Below are 16,312 nucleotides of genomic sequence, written 5' to 3'. Positions count from 1 at the left end.
TCCCTTTACAAAATCAATCCTTTGGGCAAACGAACACCCAACAGGTGCTGGAACAGAATAAAAATGAACAGACAAAACCCGATACTCACCAGAAACAATCGGGGTTTGTCAACTTTCAGCGTCCACATGATCCCGGCAAAATACAGGAACGTGGCCGAAAAGTATCCGATGATTTGAAGGAGGTAGACGTACAGAATGCTTCCACAAAGTACAGCGATAAATTGCTTTTTTTCAAGCTTGGGGAACAGTTTTGTCGACTCTCCCGGTGTTCGATAGGCTTTTACGATGAAAAAAAGAGTTAATAAGACCATGATCGCCAGAACAAAGCGGGGATAAAGGGCCGCCTCAGCAGATAATCCACTGGTCAGGTAAAAAAAGACACCACATAAGATCACCATGATCCAGCCCAGCTTTTGATCCAAGGTTTTCATCCACTCCACTCCTTTCGAAAAACGGGGATGGTAACTGCTTCCATCCCCATTTTCCAGTATGCATTCGATGCTTCTGTTACATCCCTATGAGCGGTTTGATTTCTTCCAGATAAATAGCTTCGTTCACCATATAATATCTCAGTTCATCCGGACCCATATACATGATGGGAAGATTGGCTTCACGGGCTTTTGCCATATGTTCATCACTCACGATTGCCTGATGGAAGACATCTGCCAGGTGATCGATGATTTCATCGGGTACACCTGCCGGAGCCACCAGTGCACGGGCTGATCCAAACAAAATTTCGTATCCAAACTCACCCAATGTGGGAACTTCAGGGAATTCTTCGATTCGTCTGGCTGTATAGCTGGCAAGCAATCTAAGTTCACCGGCATTCACCAGATCTGCCACTTCGCTGATTTTGGCGACAGTTGCATCCACATGACTGCCACGAAGTGCGGCCAGCATGTTGGTAGTGCCGTCAAAAGGAGCATGAATCACTTCAATGCCTGCTTCATACTCTAAATGAGCCGCTCCGATATGATTGGATGCCCCTGCTCCATTGTTTGAAATCGCAACGGTTCCAGGGTTTTCCTTCACATAATCAACAAACTGTTCAAATGTTTCCCAGGGGCTGTCACCACGAACCACCAGCACGCCAGGATCAAACACATGATTCACAATGGGGCGCACATCTTCAACCGCATACTGAGTCTCTCTGTCCATGGGCAGACTGACAAAGGTGGGCAGGTTGATAAATCCGATGGTATAGCCATCTGGATCGGCTTTTGCCAGCTCTGTAAATCCAATTTCACCGCCTGCACCTTCAATGTTCAGCACAACCATCGGCTGACCCAGGATCTTTTCTGCTTCAGAAAGCAACAATCTGGCACCGACATCTGTTCCCCCGCCGGCTGCGTAAGCCACAATCACTTCAACCGGTTTTGACGGATATCCATCCAGTGCCGATCCTTCCGACTCACCTGTTTCACCTGCTGATCCTGCTGCCGGTTCCTGATTTGACCCACAAGCTGCCAGTGAAATCACCATGAAGATCATCAGTACCCAAATAAATGCCTTTCTCATGTCCATTTCCTCCTCCTTTTGTATCACTTCATTTTCATTAAATACCTCTATGTATGACTGCCAGAGCAGATCACAGAGCTGTTGAAGATGATTACATGCCAATTTGAGGCATAATGGTTTTCAGGTACCGTTCCTGTTCTTCCATATAGTTGACAGTCCCTTCTTCATCCATGTAGAGAAGCGGCAGCTGTACAGCTTGAGCTGCTTCAAGATGCTCAGAATCATCAAAAGTCAACCGGAAGGCTTCACTGATTCGCAAGACGATTTCTTCAGGTGTTCCTCTGGGTACAGCCAGTGCCCGGGCTGAACCAAAAACGATATCGTATCCCATTTCCCTCAATGTGGGAGTTTCGGGAAGAAAATCCAGACGCTCTTCAGTGAAACTTGCCAATACCCGCAGTTCTTTTTGCCTCACACCCAGGGCCACCTCACTGACTTTTGCCACAGATGCATCTACAATTCCTTCCTCCAGTGCTTTTAACATATCCGCTGTTCCGCCAAACGGGACATGTGTCAGCTCGATGAAGGCCTTGTGTGCCAGATAGGCAGCAGCGATGTGGTTGGAAGCCGCCACTCCGTTATTGGAAACCGTCATTTTGTATGGCTCACTCATGCAGGCGGCCACCCAATCCTGAAAAGTTGCCCAGTCACTGTCACTGCGTACCACCAATACCGCCGGATCCATCACATAATTGGCAACCGGCCGAACGTCATTCACCTGGTAGCTCGTTTGCCGCTGAATGGGCAGACTGATAAATGTGGGTAGATTGATAAACCCAATGGTGTACCCATCTGGATTTGCTTTTGCCAATCGCTCAAAACCTATTTCACCGTCATTTCCGTCGATGTTACGGATCTGTACCGGCTGTCCCAACTCTTTTGAGAGGTAGCCAGCCAGAAGACGGGCACCGATATCTGTACCGCCACCCTCTTTAAAACTGACAATCAGCTCGATGGGGCGCTCAGGATAACGCTTTCCCTGAAGACTCTGAAGAAACTCCTGTGTGGGTGTGCTGAAGAGTATCAGCAACAGCAACAAGCATATGCTTCCCGAAATAAGCATCTTTTTTTTCATTTTCTGTTTCATGATCATTTTCCTTCCTGTTGGGTAATTCTGCCAGATGAAGGGCAGAAATGACACATCAGAAGGCCATGGCAACGTATTCTTAATAAATAATTTACTTTTTGCTTATATTATTAAGATTTTATTAAGATTGTGTTAATGTTACCATGAGCCTTTCTTTTTGGCAAGTCTTATTTGAAAAGAAAAATCGCCTTGCGGCGATTCCGGACTTAAGACAAAATATGATGAAGCCAAAGGATTTGGTGAAGATCAGCCTTGAAAATCTTGTCAGAATTGGAATCAGCTGCCCTGACCAACGCCCTTTGTTTTCAACCTCAAATCGTTTTGCAGCGATTCAGTCATCACGATGATTCATTCAGGCTCTGAGAATTAACAACGCCCGGCAGACATACGCAAAAGAGACTGCCACCACTTTCTGGTGTTGAAACCTTAATGGTTCCCTTCATTTCGCTGACAATGTGCTGCACGATGGTTAGCCCCAGTCCGGTTCCTCCCACCTCACGGCTTCTGTTTCGGTTTGCCCTGTAGAATCGCTGAAATATCAGTTCTTTTTCTTCATCCGGAACACCAATGCCATTGTCCTGGATCATGACGTGTAACACATGATCTGCCACCTGAACCTTCAGGGTTACCCAGCCTGACTCAGGTGTATACTTGATGGCATTCTCCAGAAGATTTGCCAGCATTTGGCGAAACCAGCCCGGGTTAGCCTCAATTAAAACAGCCTCCTCGTGCGGTTCCAGTGTTACCGCTATTGATTTTTCCTGAGCCAGTGGGTTCAACCATTCCATTACCTCTCGAATTTCCAGCAGGGCGTTGAATTTTTTAGTCTCACCACCCGCTTGCATGTTTTCAATTTCCGATAGTGTAAGCACGTCATTAATGAGTCTCTTTAACCGCTCTGTCTCCAGTTCGATGATGGACAGTGCCGTTTTTTGTTCATCTTCGTCCAGCTCATGGTCCTGTTGCAGGGTTTCGACAAAACCACTGATAAGTGTTAACGGCGTCCGCAGTTCATGGGTCACATTGGCAACAAAATCATTGCGAAGGTTTTCCAGTTTCCTGATTTCAGTCATATCCTGTACCAGAAGAAAGACACCGATGATTTGCTGATTCCGTCCCGGATCCCGCATCAGTGAGGATTTAATGCGCAGTACTCTTGGCTGGTGCTGTTGTTCGAACTGAACTTCTTCTTCCAGCGCCTGTTGATGAACAATGGTTTCATCAATTAGATGCGCCAGCTCAGGAAGTTCGCCAAGCGTTTCCTGATAGTGGCTGCCTATCGTAAGGTTCATTTTTGACGGCAGCAAGCGCTGTAGCTCCCGGTTCATCATCAGCAGACTACCAGATGCATCAACCGCCATAACACCATCTGTCATTCCCGAAAGCATGGCATCCAGTTGAATGTTTTTCGCCTGAATTTGCGAAATCATTGTTTCCAGACGTTCTGCCATATGATTAAACGTGCCTGCCAACTCTTCCAGTTCATCACGGGTTCGTATGTGGATGCGCGTCGAGAACTTGGCAGATGCCAGCTGACTTGCGGCTTCACTGAGCACATGGATGGGTCCCGTAATTTTTCCCACATTCCAAAGCCCAACGATCATGGCGATGATCAGCCCCAGCAGGATGGACATGAAAACGTATTTCATGAACACCAGGTTTTCCTGCATATAGTCTTCAATGGGATCCGACAGTCGAATAATCATTTGCTGGCCCTGCAGATGAACAGGGGGAAGCGCCAAAAACATGCTGTTCACACCGGTGGTGTCATCCGTTCGCTGGATACTCCTGATTTCGCCCCGCATGGCCAGCTGTACTTCAGGCTGCATCTGTTGATTGATGAAAATGATACTGTTGTCAGCCGAGTCGGCCAGCACCTTTCCGCTTTCATCCAGCAAGGTGACCCGGACACGTGTCCGCTGGGCAAATTTTTGTGTCAACCAGAAAAAGTTACGAAGATCACCACTCTCTTCTTCCATGAGCAGGCTGTCTGTAATCAGCTGTCCATAACTGAGCAGTTTTTCCTCCATGTTGGCAAAGTAGCTGTTTCGAAGGAAGCTGAACGAAAAAATACCGGTTGTGAGCGTTCCAACCAGCAAAATGAGAATATAACTTGTTACTATTTTTCGTTTCATGAAGGTACCTGACCGATCCGATATCCCGTCCCTCGAATGGTTTCAATATAACGGGAATTATCATTGGTTTCACCCAGCTTCTTTCTGATGTTTCGAACGTGCACATCCACTATTCTGACATCTTGACTGCGAGGGTCTCCCGGGAGTGCATTCATCAGATCTTGGCGAGAATGCACCTGCCGTGGTTTTTCTGCCAGTCTCAGCAAAATGGCGAACTCGCTGGGTGTCAGGTCAACGACTTCTCCCTGATATGTCACCTGATGCCTGTCGGGATCTATCATCAGGTTATCAATTTGCAGCTGTCTGATCGGAGCTGTCAATGGCGGCCAGGGGCTCTGGCTTCGGCGCAGGGCATTTCGTACCCGTGCTTCCAGCTCTCGCATACCAAATGGTTTTGTGACATAATCATCTGCTCCCATACCCAGGCCAATGACTTTATCTGTTTCCTCACTTCGAGCTGTCAGCATGATGATGGGAATACCGGCGGTAACGGCATCTGTTCGCAATTGACGCAGCACCTCCAAACCATCAATGTCCGGCAGCATGATATCCAGCAGAATCAGGTCAGGTAGTTCTTTTCCGGCCATTAGCACCGCCTCTTCGCCGGTGTAGGCAGGCAAAATTTCAAAACCACTCTTGCCCAGATTCATGCGGATCAGTTCAATGATATTCGGTTCATCATCCACCACAAGGAGCTGTTTTTTCACGGACTTCCCTCCCGTCGGCTTTTGTTCCATTGTCGACAAGTTTTCTTTGCCCCATTATAACATAATCCCGCCCGTCACAGAACAATACCGATCGCGTCCGTATTTTACACACGATTCAGTGAGACTTTCGGGGAAACCATGGAAAAAAAGCACTGGTACGGGCTGCATAAGCTTCAAAATCCGGCCGACCCCTGTATTTCTTTTCCAACATGGGAACACCTGAAACAAACACCAGCAGCCATGTGATGGTCGCAGGTCCGATGATCCCCATCCAGCCAAAAGGAACAGGCACCGCTATCAGCCACAGCCCCCACCACATGGCAGCTTCTCCAAAATAGTTGGGATGTCGGGTATAACGCCAGAGCCCCGACTCGATTATTTTGCCTTTATTGGCAGGATCTGCCTTAAAATCCCGCAACTGACGGTCACCCACTGCTTCAAAGAAAAAACCAACCAGCCAAACTGCCAGCCCTACTGCTTCGAACCAGCCGAAACCAGGTTGGGGCACTGACTGAATCAACAATACCGGCGAGACCACCACCAGCATAAAAAAACCTTGCAACATAAACACCTGAAAAAAGGCTCTGGGAACCACCCACTTGCCCCACTCTTCACGCCAGGCGGCGTATCGAAAGTCTTCCGGCTTTCCCCAGTTGCGCTTCATGATATGTGTTGCCAGGCGTATTCCCCAGATGGCCACCAGTATCATGGCCACCGTTGCCCGCAGGGTGAAAAAACCGGCATTCACATAGGCAAAACCAGTCACGATAACAAACCCGGGACCCCAGGCCATGTCTACAATGGAATTATTTCGAATCATCGTTGCGATGAAAAAGAGAGCCAAAAAGTAAATCAAAATGACCACCACCGACTGCATCAGCAAGGTTGTCATGCCGTCACCTCATCCCTTATTTTTGAACCAGTGCCACTGCCACTGCTCCCTGGCCGGCATTCAGGGCAACAATGGGGGATATTTCTGTTATATATGCCGGTGGCATTCCCAGGATCTGCGTGAGTTTTTCTGCATACTCCTCCGCTTTTTCAGGAGCCTCGGCATGCACCACACAATACCGTTCCACCAGGCTTTCCGCGTGGTGTCCTTTCACGATTTCCATTATTTTACGGGTATTGGCTGCCCGACTGAATGCCTTTCCAAAGGCAACACCTTTTCCGGCTTCATCCAGAGATACAATTGGTTTCAGGTTCATCCACCTGGCAAGCCTGCCCTTCATGGGGCTCACCCGCCCACCCCTCACCATGTATTCGAAGGTGGCTACCGACACGTATATGTGAGTTTTGGGAATCAGGCTCTCCACCAGTTGTGACACTTCTTCCAATGATTTGCCTGCCGCAATGGCTTCTGCCGCCATCATAACCAACAGCCCTTCAGCCCCGGAATTTTTACGGGTGTCAATGACATGGATTCTTTTTCCCGGGCGCTGCATGTCAGCTGCCGCCTGCCGGAATGTCTGCCAGGTCCCGCTGTTTTGCGCCGAGACGGCCAGCATTAACACATCATCATATTGCTGCAGCAAAAATTCCAGTGTTTCCTGCACTTTTTTCACCGTTGGCTGAGACGAGGTGGGGTATTCTGTCACGTCTTCCAGCACCTGAAACAAGGTGGATGTTGTCAGGGTGACCTGGTCCAGAAAGGGGGAGCCTTCCACCATTACCTGCAGCGGAATCTGAAACACCTGATAATTATCCTGAAAACTGCGGGGCAAATCGGCGATGGAATCTGTGACCAGGGCAACCCCTGCCTTTCGGTGAAACAATGCATCCTGCTGGCGCACCATGTCATCCACTTTTTGCTCTGTCAGCTGACCATACTTCATGAGTTTTACAAAAACATTCTCCGGGTAATCGGTATGGAAATGGAACCGACAACGGAACTGATTGCCCGCCACAATCACTGAATCACCCAGTTGCTTCAACATTTCCTTTATTTCTTCCAGTGGAATATGTTCTCCCGACAACATCCCTTCGGTGCAGTACCGATAGGTCGTTTTTTCCGGTGAAAGCACTTCATAAGATATGACATTTTCTGTCATTTCAGCAGGTCGACTTAAAAACTGTTTGTAATTGCCCGACTGAATCATTTTTCCGATTCCTTCCAGAAAATGAACAAATCCCTGCCCCCCTGAATCAACCACCTTGGCTTTTTTAAGCACTTCCAGCTTTTCCGGTGTTTTCATGAGAGCATCCCGTGCTTTCTCCAATGAACTATTGAGAATTTCCACGAAATCATTGCTGGCTTTTCCAGCCTCGTGGAAAGCTTCTGCCCAGGCTCTGATCACCGTTAACATGGTTCCTTCCACCGGTTGGGCCATTGAGCCATACGCATAGGGAACTGAATTCACCAGGGTCTGTCCGAACCGTTCTGCTGTCATCACCTGATGCTGATGTACCTCAGCCGCCACACCACTTAGAAACTGTGCCAGTATGATGCCTGAGTTTCCCCTGGCACCTGCCAGCGAAGCATCTGCAATGGACTGGAGGGTTTCATAAATGGAAGTGGTGGGTTTCACTGTCTGGAGTATGTGGTTGAGAGTGGAGGCCATGTTGCTGCCTGTATCACCGTCTGCCACCGGGAATACATTGATTTCGTTCAAATGCCTGCGTTGCTGCGTGACTTCTCTGGCGCCTGCCAGAAAAGCATAGTAGATGCGTGTGCCGTTGATGTAACGAATTTTCATGATTCAACCCTCCCAGAACAGTTTAACGTCTGTTTGTATCATTTTTTTACCCATCAGTATATGCTTCAAGCAATCTTTCTTCTGAATTCATTCCATTTTTTGAATTAGTTCACGTTAACCGCTGTAATGGTTTCTGACATTCACTATGTGCTTCCGGTTGCAGAGTTGCTACGAGTGGCAAAACATGCAAAAAAAACACCGCCTGAAGCGGGTTGAACCTGCTTGTAAGGCGGTGTTTTCTGTCACATTCTCTGAATCACCTGCAAAATCCGATGCATCAGAGACTGGCTGCATAATTGCCCTGCCGAAAAACCGGAATTCGCTCCCCTTCGGCGGTAATCCCCATAATTTCCAGATCAGCAGTTCCAATCATAAAGTCCTCGTGCACCAAGGAGTCATTGATTCCCGCCTCCCGTTGTTCTTCTTTCGACATCTCTGTTCCGCCTTTCAGGCAGACAGGATATGCTTTTCCAATGGCCAGATGGCAGGAAGCATTCTCATCAAAAAGGGTGTTGTAAAAGAGAATACCCGTGTTGGAAATGGGCGAATGGTGCGGCACCAGCGCCACTTCTCCCAGGTAATGGGAGCCCTCATCGGTTTCAATTAGACCTTTTAATGTCTCATAACCTTTGTCTGCCTTAAAATCCACTACTTTTCCCTGTTGGAATGTGATGGAAAAGTTTTCAATGAGATTTCCATTGTACTGTAAGGGCATGGAACTGACGACCAATCCGTCAACGCCTTGTCGGTGGGGCAGTGTGAAAACTTCTTCTGTGGGCATATTGGCAATGAAGTCAATTCCCTGCTGTGAGACCTCGGCTCCCCCTGTCCAGATATGTCCTTCGGGAAGGGTGATGGTCAGATCAGTCCCCAGACTGTTGGAAAAATGCAGCTGATGAAACTGCTTTTCATTCAGCCAGTGACTCATTGCTTCCAAATGTTGTTTATGGTGCTTCCAGGCTTCCACCGGATCAGGTTCATCCACCCGTACCGATGTTAGGATCGCCTCCCAAAGTGCCTCCATCGCAGCCGCTTCCGGCTTTTCTGGAAAAACCTTGCGCGCCCAGCTCACCGTCGGAACCGACACCACATTCCATGTATTGGCATTGCCCATGAGCCGTTCCCGAAACTCGGTGTTGGCTGTATTGGAAGCTTTCTGGGCGCGCATGATACGCTGAGGCTCCACGTTTTTCATCAGTTCAGGATCTTCTGCCGCAATGCTGACAAAGGCGGCCCCTTCTCTGGCATAGGTTTGATAGAACATGCGCTTCCATTCTGGGTATTCGTCAAAGACAGCTTCCGGCGCCTTCAGATATTTGATTTTCTTCGAAAGCTCGTCATTCCAGTCCATGACCACTTCACGGGCACCTGCATCATAGGCCTGTTCTGCCACCATGCGGGCAAAAGCTGCAGTCTCAATGGGTGCAGTAATCACCAATGTCTGCCCCTGCTGAAGGTTAACACCCGCTTTCACAATCAGCGTTGCATATTTCTTTAAGCGTTCCTGATTCATTTGATTTCTCCTTTCTTCATGCACTTCCTATGGTTGACTGTAAGCGTGCAGCAGCGCAACCAGTACTCATATGTTCAAGCTGCCCTTACCATGTGTCCTGCCCTCACCATATTATATCTTATATCCGACTTGTTTTTTCAAGAAGATTCTTGTCTGTCTCTTGTTGTCCCATATCGCAATCCTCCCCTTTTGAAAAGCTTCATTCAAACCAGACAATCAACTGATGCGATTCATAACACGAGTACCGAGAGCTTTGATTCAAATAGGTTGGTCGTTATGCTGTGACAAAATTAACTTTTACGTCCGGTATTGATTCCATCTGCATATGGGGTATAATTAATAGAAATCAATCGATTTATTGTCATTTGCACATGCAAGTCAGATTAATCATGAAATCATTGTTGCTGATTTCAGCAATGATAAAGACTGTCTCAAAAGGAGTTGACTCGTATCTATGGATCACAATCATTTGACCCTGAATGTGGATGGCATGACCTGTACTGGCTGTGAACAGGTCATTCAACGCTCGTTGCTAAAACATCCTGGCGTGGTTCAGGCAGAAGCAGATTTTGTCACTGCATCAGTATCTGTCAGTTTCACATCTCCGGCCACACCAAAGAGTATTCGGGCAACCATCGAGAATGCCGGTTACGCACCACAGGTGAAGGCCTACTCTCCCGCCAAAGCATCCATTGGCTGGGAACTGCCGCCCCCCATTAAGGCCGCTGTTAAATGGGCTGGGCTGGCTCTGTTTCTGCTGTTGGCGTATCGCCTGATTCAAAAGGCCGACAGCATGGCTTTTCTGCCCGAAATTCAGGATGAAATGAGTTATGGCATTCTTTTTGTCATCGGCCTTCTGACATCTCTTCACTGTGTCACCATGTGTGGTGGCATTGCCCTCAGCCAGTGTATCGGTGCCGGAGATCAGAGCAACCTGCCTGGCAGGCTGCGCCCCAGTCTTCTTTATAATGGCGGCCGGATTGTCTCCTATACCATCATCGGCGGTTTTATCGGTGCTTTGGGCTCGGTGATCAGCATGACCCTCCGCTCCCAGGGAATCGTCGTCATCATTGCCGGTGTTTTCATGATGATCATGGGGTTGAACTTACTGGGTCTTTTCCCAGTACTGCGGCGCTTGATTCCCCGCCTCCCCGCCGGATTGGGCGGACGCCTGGCCGACAGCCGTGAAGGCAGGGGACCTTTTGTGGTTGGCCTTATCAATGGATTCATGCCCTGCGGCCCTCTTCAGACCATGCAGCTATACGCCCTTGGAACAGGAAGCTTTGTTGCCGGTGCCACCAGCATGTTTTTCTTTAGCCTGGGTACTGCGCCCCTCCTGTTTGCTTTGGGAGCTCTGAGTACCTTTGTCAGCCAGCGCTTCAACCGGCGGATGCTGGCCGCCAGCGGGGTGCTGGTGATGCTCCTGGGAGCTGTGATGATTACCCGCGGCCTCAGCCTGACAGGAACTGCTGCCCCATCCTTCACTGCACCTTCCTACAGTAATGTGGCAATGCTGGAAGATGGCCGCCAGGTCGTCCGTATTGAACTGGAGCCCTATTATTATGAACCCATCGTGGTTCAAAAAGGTATTCCTGTTACCTTCATTGTTCATGCTGAACAACAACATATCAACGGATGTAATAACGCCATTGTGATTCCTGCCTTTGATGTACGCAATAACATTGTGGCCGGTGAGAATCTTTTCGAGTTTACCCCCACTGAAACCGGAACCATTGCCTACTCTTGCTGGATGGGGATGATTCGCAGCAGTATTCAGGTGGTGGATGACCTGTCTACCATAACTCCTTCAGCGGTTCCCGCTTCGCCCTCTCAAGGATTACCTGAAGCTCCGGCAGACGACTGCTGCAGCGGCCCCTTTTCTTCGTAAAGGTGGCTTTGAAATCAACCACCAGCCGTCTCCAAATCAATTTTCATACTAAAAAGCACCCTGCAAGTGGGTGTTCAGACTGAAGACAAAATAAGATGAAGACAAGGGATTTGGTAAAGGACAGCCTTGAAAATCTTGTCAGTGTTTTTTCGAAAAGGGGAGAAAACCGCTAGCGCCTGCTGTTTGAGCGCAGCGAGTTCAGGCGCTGTTTTCGAGACTTTCGACTAAAAACACACAAGATTGGAATCAACTGGCCGGGCCAAAGCCCTTTGTCTTCATCCTCAGCACCCTGGAAGAGGGTGCTTTTTGGCTCGTTGTTTTATTGGTTAAGCAGTTGGTGTCGGTTGTCCATGACAAGACGGCCTTTTTTGATCACCCGTTCCACCACATTGACACCAATGTGATAGGACAGGAAGTGGTAGGAAGGGTCTTTCAGGATAATCACATCGCCCTTTTTCCCCACATCCAGACTGCCGATGGTGTCAGCCATATCCAATGCCGCGGCGCCGTTGATGGTGAGGGCGGTGATGGTCTCTTCCGGTGTCATGCCCATGTAAAGGGTGGCCAGTGCAATGATCAGGGGAATGGATTCAGTGTGACAACTGCCGGGATTGAAATCAGATGCCAGTGCAACGGCGCATCCGGCTTCCATCATGTCCCTGGCCCGGGCATATTTCTCCCGGAGGCTGAAAGCAGTACCAGGGAGCAACGTGGCCACCACGTTTTCCTGAGCCATTCGACGGATACCTTCGTCAGACGCCTGCAGCAGGTGATCCGCTGATACGGCCCCCACTTCTGCCGCCAGTTCTGCCCCTCCCAGGGGAACAATTTCATCGGCATGCATCTTCAGCTTAAACCCCATCTCCTGTGCGGCCGTCATCAGCCGGCGGGATTCTTCGATGGAAAACACGTTCTTCTCAGTAAAAATATCGCAGAACACTGCCAGATTTCGCTCTTTCACAAGAGGCAGCGCCTGTTGGATGATGGCTTCAATCATGGCACCGCCCCGGTCTTTGTACTCCGGCGGCACTGCATGGGCACCCATATAGGTGGGCACCACATCCACCGGATGATGGCTGTCAATGGCCTGCATCACTTCCAGTTGCTTCAGTTCAGTGGCTGTATCAAGCCCATAGCCGCTTTTTCCCTCAACAGTGGTCACCCCATTGGCCAGCATGTCAGTGAGGCGTTGGTAGCCACTGGTATACAGTTCCTCCGGCGTTGCTTCACGGGTGGCCTGCACCGTTGAGAGAATCCCGCCTCCCCGGTTCATGATATCCATGTAATCATCACCCCGAAGCCGCCAGGAAAATTCTTCAGCCCGGTAGCCGCCAAATACAAAGTGGGTATGGGAATCCACAAAACCTGGAAGAACGGCTTTTCCGGCAGCATCCACCACTTCATAGAGACTTTTGTCAATGTCGGCCATCACGGTTTCTGTGGAGCCCACCCGGGTGATGATACCGTCTTCAATCACCAGTGCACCATTTTCAATGATGCCCAGTTCTTTCATGGCCGCCCCTTTTTTAGCTGTGCTGCCACTGCAGGTCACCAGCTGGGCTGCATTTATAATAATCAGATTGCCAGATTTCATGTCAACCTCCTCTTCTGCCCTTCATACAGGGCACCACTTGCCCCGACAACCGTTGGTTATTCCATAATTCGCTTTTCCAGCACCTGATCCATGCTGAAGTTTTCAACTCCCAGATAATACACCGCTGTATCAATGAGAGCTTCCATGGGTACCAGCCCAATGATTTCGCTGCCCACAATATTCACGCCGTAGCGCCGGGCCTCTATGCGGATCAGTTCAAACACCCGGTAAAGGGCTGTTTTGCTGTAGTCTGTCATGTTCATGGATACCTGCACAATCCCCCGGTCCTTGAGTTCAATGCCAATCCCCTTGCAGTAGCGCAGGCCTCCGCTGAGGTGACGTACATTTTTAGCGATCTGGTTGGCAAATTCCAGGTTGTTGGAGTCCAAGTTCACATTGAAAGCCACCAGAGGCATCCGCGCCCCCACGGCGGTGATCCCGGCGGTGGGATGAAGCTGGGCACCGAAATCTGGCTGCCACTGGGGGTCCTGAAGTTTCTCTGCCATCCCCTCAAACTGGCCTTTTCGCACCGCCGCCAGATTTTCCCGGTGGGGCGCTGTGGCTGCTTTTTCATAGAGGAAAATGGGCAGCCCGTAGGTTTCCCAGGCTGCAGCAGCCACATCCTTCGCCATGGCCACCGCTTCTTCCATGGTCACATTGCGAATGGGTACAAAGGGAATCACATCCACGGCACCCATGCGGGGATGCTGACCTTCATGGCGGTTCATGTCAATGAGGTCGATGGCCACTCCCACGGCTTCCAACACAGCTTTTTTCAACGGTTCCGGTTCTCCCACCACTGTGACCACCATCCGGTTGTGATCTTCATCCCGGCTGTAATCCAGCAGTTTAACACCTTCTTTTCCACGAAAAGGTGACACAATTTTTTCGATTTTATCCAAATCCCGGCCTTCGCTGAAATTGGGAATGCACTGTACAATTTGCTTCATGGTGATCTGTCCTTTCCGGTTTCACATTTTTGGCACACTTTTTATCGGAATCTATCCAACAGGCACCCATTGATACTGATGGGGGTCCCTTTTATCAACCACCCAGCTTTTGAGCCACCAATGCCTTAATTTTCTCCTCATCAGCCGGATAAGGCAGGGTAATGTGATCACGGCCCTGGTTCAGCTGGTTATACTCCATGCTGGTAGTGATGGCATTTTCGTTGCGGGCCCAGGCACGACGGGCCACGCCGCCCATCACGTCCCAAAGCATGGCGGATTCAAGAATTTCATCTGCCCGCCGGCTGCCGTCCAGCACCATACCAAATCCGCCGTTGATGGACTTGCCAATCCCCACACCCCCGCCATTGTGAAGGGCCACCAGGCTCATTCCCCGGGCAGCGTTTCCGGCGAAGCACTGAGTAGCCATATCAGCCATCACATTACTGCCGTCTTTAATGTTGGAGGTTTCGCGGAAAGGTGAGTCGGTACCGCTGACATCATGGTGATCACGGCCCAGCATGATGGGTCCAACTTCTCCCCGGCGCACCATTTCATTGAACTTCAGGGCAATTTTCAGACGACCGTAAGCATCCTGGTAGAGAATGCGAGCCTGGCTGCCCACCACCATCTGATTCTTCTCCGCGTCGCGGATCCACACATAGTTGTCACGGTCCTGGCCACGGCGGTCGGGGTCGATGCAGGCCATGGCTGCCGCGTCGGTTTTTCGGAGATCTTCGGGATCACCACTGAGGCATACCCACCGGAAAGGACCATAGCCAAAATCAAAGAGCTCAGGCCCCATGATATCTTCCACATAGGAGGGAAAGATAAAGCCGTCTTTGTCATCAATACCGTTCTTGGACACTTCTTTCACGCCGGCATCATAGACCGATTTCAGGAAGGCGTTGCCGTAGTCAAAGAAATAAGTGCCCTGATTTACCAGTGCCTTGATCATTTCAAAATGGATACGCAGGGTTTCATCCACCTTGCTAACAAATGCCTGACGGTCAGTTTTCAACATACGGGTTCGTTCTTCAAAAGTCATTCCCCGGGGACAATAGCCGCCGTCATAGACGGCATGGCAGGAAGTCTGGTCCGACAACAGATCAATGTGAATCTGGTTTTCCACTGCATAAGCCAGTAAGTCCACGATATTGCCATGATAGGCAATGGAAACCGCTTTCTTTGCCTTCTGAGCTTCCTTGGCCAATCGGAAAGTCTCTGCCAGATCGTCGGTGACCTCTGTCACCCACCCCTGGTCGTGACGGGTTTTAATTCGGGAAGCATCCACCTCGGCGATGATCCCCACCCCGCCGGCAATTTCCACCGCTTTGGGCTGTGCGCCGCTCATGCCGCCAAGGCCGGAGGAGACAAAAAGAATACCCGCCAGGTCAGCATCATCAGCAATATTGAGTTTTTGTCGGGCTGCATTCAACAGGGTATTGAAGGTGCCGTGAACAATGCCCTGGGGACCGATGTACATCCATCCTCCGGCGGTCATCTGGCCATAGTTGGCCACTCCCATCTGTTCAGCAATATCCTGGTCTTTGGGGTTGTCAAAAAGCCCCACCATCAGGGAGTTGGTAATGATCACCCGGGGATTCTCAGGCTTGGAGTGGAACAGTCCCACGGGATGCCCGGAAGAAACCACCAGCGTCTGGTCCTGGGTCATTACCTGCAGGTACTGTTGAATCAGCAGATACTGCATCCAGTTTTGACAGACTTTGCCGGTTTCACCGTAGGTCACCAGCTCGTAGGGGTACAGGGCCACGTCAAAATCCAGGTTATTATCCATCATCAACTGAAATGCTTTGCCTTCCAGACAGTTGCCTTGATACTCATGAATGGGTTTTGCCTTGATGTTAGCTTCAGGACGAAACCGGTAACCATAAATGCGCCCCATGGTGGTGAGTTCTTCCAGAAATTCCGGCGCCATGATGTCGTGGTGTTCCTCAGGAATATATCGCAGGGCGTTTTTTAGAGCTGTTTCTGTTTGGGCCGCTGTCAGTTTGAATCCCCGGTCTGGTGCCCGGCGGATTCCCTCAGCAAACGGCTTTGGGTCCGGCAGGGGACCTGTCAACTTGATGGTCATGGCATCAGCCACATGTTGGTGAATCATTATTCATCGCTCCTCCCAGTTTCTTCATCTTCATCGATATTTCCGGCGGTATAAGATGCCTGCCGGATGATCTGCGTTCAGTTCATGCAGTTACACGGGCAACGT

General features: G+C 49.8%; 12 protein-coding genes. 1 reads left to right on the top strand and 11 read right to left on the bottom strand.

Annotated features, from left to right (window positions below):
* Positions 1-5 precede the first annotated feature (5 nt).
* The 8 genes from QOL74_RS03410 to QOL74_RS03375 form a co-directional block, all read right to left on the bottom strand.
* The gene (locus QOL74_RS03410) at positions 6-431 is read right to left on the bottom strand and encodes a tripartite tricarboxylate transporter TctB family protein (RefSeq protein WP_283408034.1); all 426 of its coding nucleotides are present in this window, start codon (positions 429-431) and stop codon (positions 6-8) included.
* 76 nt (positions 432-507) lie between these two features.
* Positions 508-1,518: a tripartite tricarboxylate transporter substrate binding protein gene (locus QOL74_RS03405; RefSeq protein WP_283408033.1), complete on the bottom strand. Its 1,011-nt coding sequence runs from the start codon at positions 1,516-1,518 to the stop codon at positions 508-510.
* A 91-nt stretch (positions 1,519-1,609) separates the two neighbouring features.
* Positions 1,610-2,605 (bottom strand): tripartite tricarboxylate transporter substrate binding protein, encoded by a 996-nt coding sequence (locus QOL74_RS03400; RefSeq protein WP_283408032.1) that lies wholly within the window; start codon positions 2,603-2,605, stop codon positions 1,610-1,612.
* A 338-nt stretch (positions 2,606-2,943) separates the two neighbouring features.
* Positions 2,944-4,740 carry a sensor histidine kinase gene (locus QOL74_RS03395; protein WP_283408031.1) on the bottom strand — a complete coding sequence of 599 codons (1,797 nt, stop codon included), beginning with the start codon at positions 4,738-4,740 and terminating at the stop codon, positions 2,944-2,946.
* A complete protein-coding gene (locus tag QOL74_RS03390) occupies positions 4,737-5,447 on the bottom strand; it encodes a response regulator transcription factor (RefSeq protein ID WP_283408030.1) in 711 nt (236 codons plus the stop codon). The genes QOL74_RS03395 and QOL74_RS03390 overlap by 4 nt, the downstream gene beginning before the upstream one ends.
* Positions 5,448-5,562: 115 nt before the next feature.
* Positions 5,563-6,339, bottom strand: a complete 777-nt coding sequence (locus QOL74_RS03385) for a DUF1295 domain-containing protein (protein WP_283408029.1) — start codon at positions 6,337-6,339, stop codon at positions 5,563-5,565.
* A 16-nt stretch (positions 6,340-6,355) separates the two neighbouring features.
* Entirely contained in the window at positions 6,356-8,143 is a 1,788-nt protein-coding gene (locus QOL74_RS03380) for a DAK2 domain-containing protein (protein ID WP_283408028.1), read from the bottom strand.
* 277 nt (positions 8,144-8,420) lie between these two features.
* Positions 8,421-9,656, bottom strand: coding sequence for an aminopeptidase (locus tag QOL74_RS03375; RefSeq protein WP_283408027.1), 1,236 nt, complete (start codon positions 9,654-9,656; stop codon positions 8,421-8,423).
* A 454-nt stretch (positions 9,657-10,110) separates the two neighbouring features.
* Between QOL74_RS03375 and QOL74_RS03370 the strand changes: the two genes are divergently transcribed.
* The gene (locus QOL74_RS03370) at positions 10,111-11,544 is read left to right on the top strand and encodes an urease accessory protein UreH domain-containing protein (RefSeq protein ID WP_283408026.1); all 1,434 of its coding nucleotides are present in this window, start codon (positions 10,111-10,113) and stop codon (positions 11,542-11,544) included.
* Positions 11,545-11,863: 319 nt separating this feature from the next.
* On the opposite strand, the gene hutI is transcribed toward QOL74_RS03370, so the two are convergent.
* The 3 genes from hutI to hutU all read right to left on the bottom strand — a co-directional run bounded on the left by hutI (position 11,864) and on the right by hutU (position 16,207).
* Positions 11,864-13,138: an imidazolonepropionase gene (gene hutI / locus QOL74_RS03365; protein WP_283408025.1), complete on the bottom strand. Its 1,275-nt coding sequence runs from the start codon at positions 13,136-13,138 to the stop codon at positions 11,864-11,866.
* A gap of 56 nt (positions 13,139-13,194) precedes the next feature.
* The gene (gene ftcD, locus QOL74_RS03360) at positions 13,195-14,088 is read right to left on the bottom strand and encodes a glutamate formimidoyltransferase (protein ID WP_283408024.1); all 894 of its coding nucleotides are present in this window, start codon (positions 14,086-14,088) and stop codon (positions 13,195-13,197) included.
* Positions 14,089-14,182: 94 nt separating this feature from the next.
* Positions 14,183-16,207, bottom strand: coding sequence for a urocanate hydratase (gene hutU, locus QOL74_RS03355; protein ID WP_346771708.1), 2,025 nt, complete (start codon positions 16,205-16,207; stop codon positions 14,183-14,185).
* Positions 16,208-16,312: the final 105 nt, after the last annotated feature.

It is taken from the genome of Anoxynatronum buryatiense (genome assembly GCF_900182905.1).
Classification (GTDB): Bacteria; Bacillota; Clostridia; order Peptostreptococcales; family Tindalliaceae; genus Anoxynatronum; species Anoxynatronum buryatiense.
This window is presented reverse-complemented; position numbering and strand designations above follow the sequence as displayed.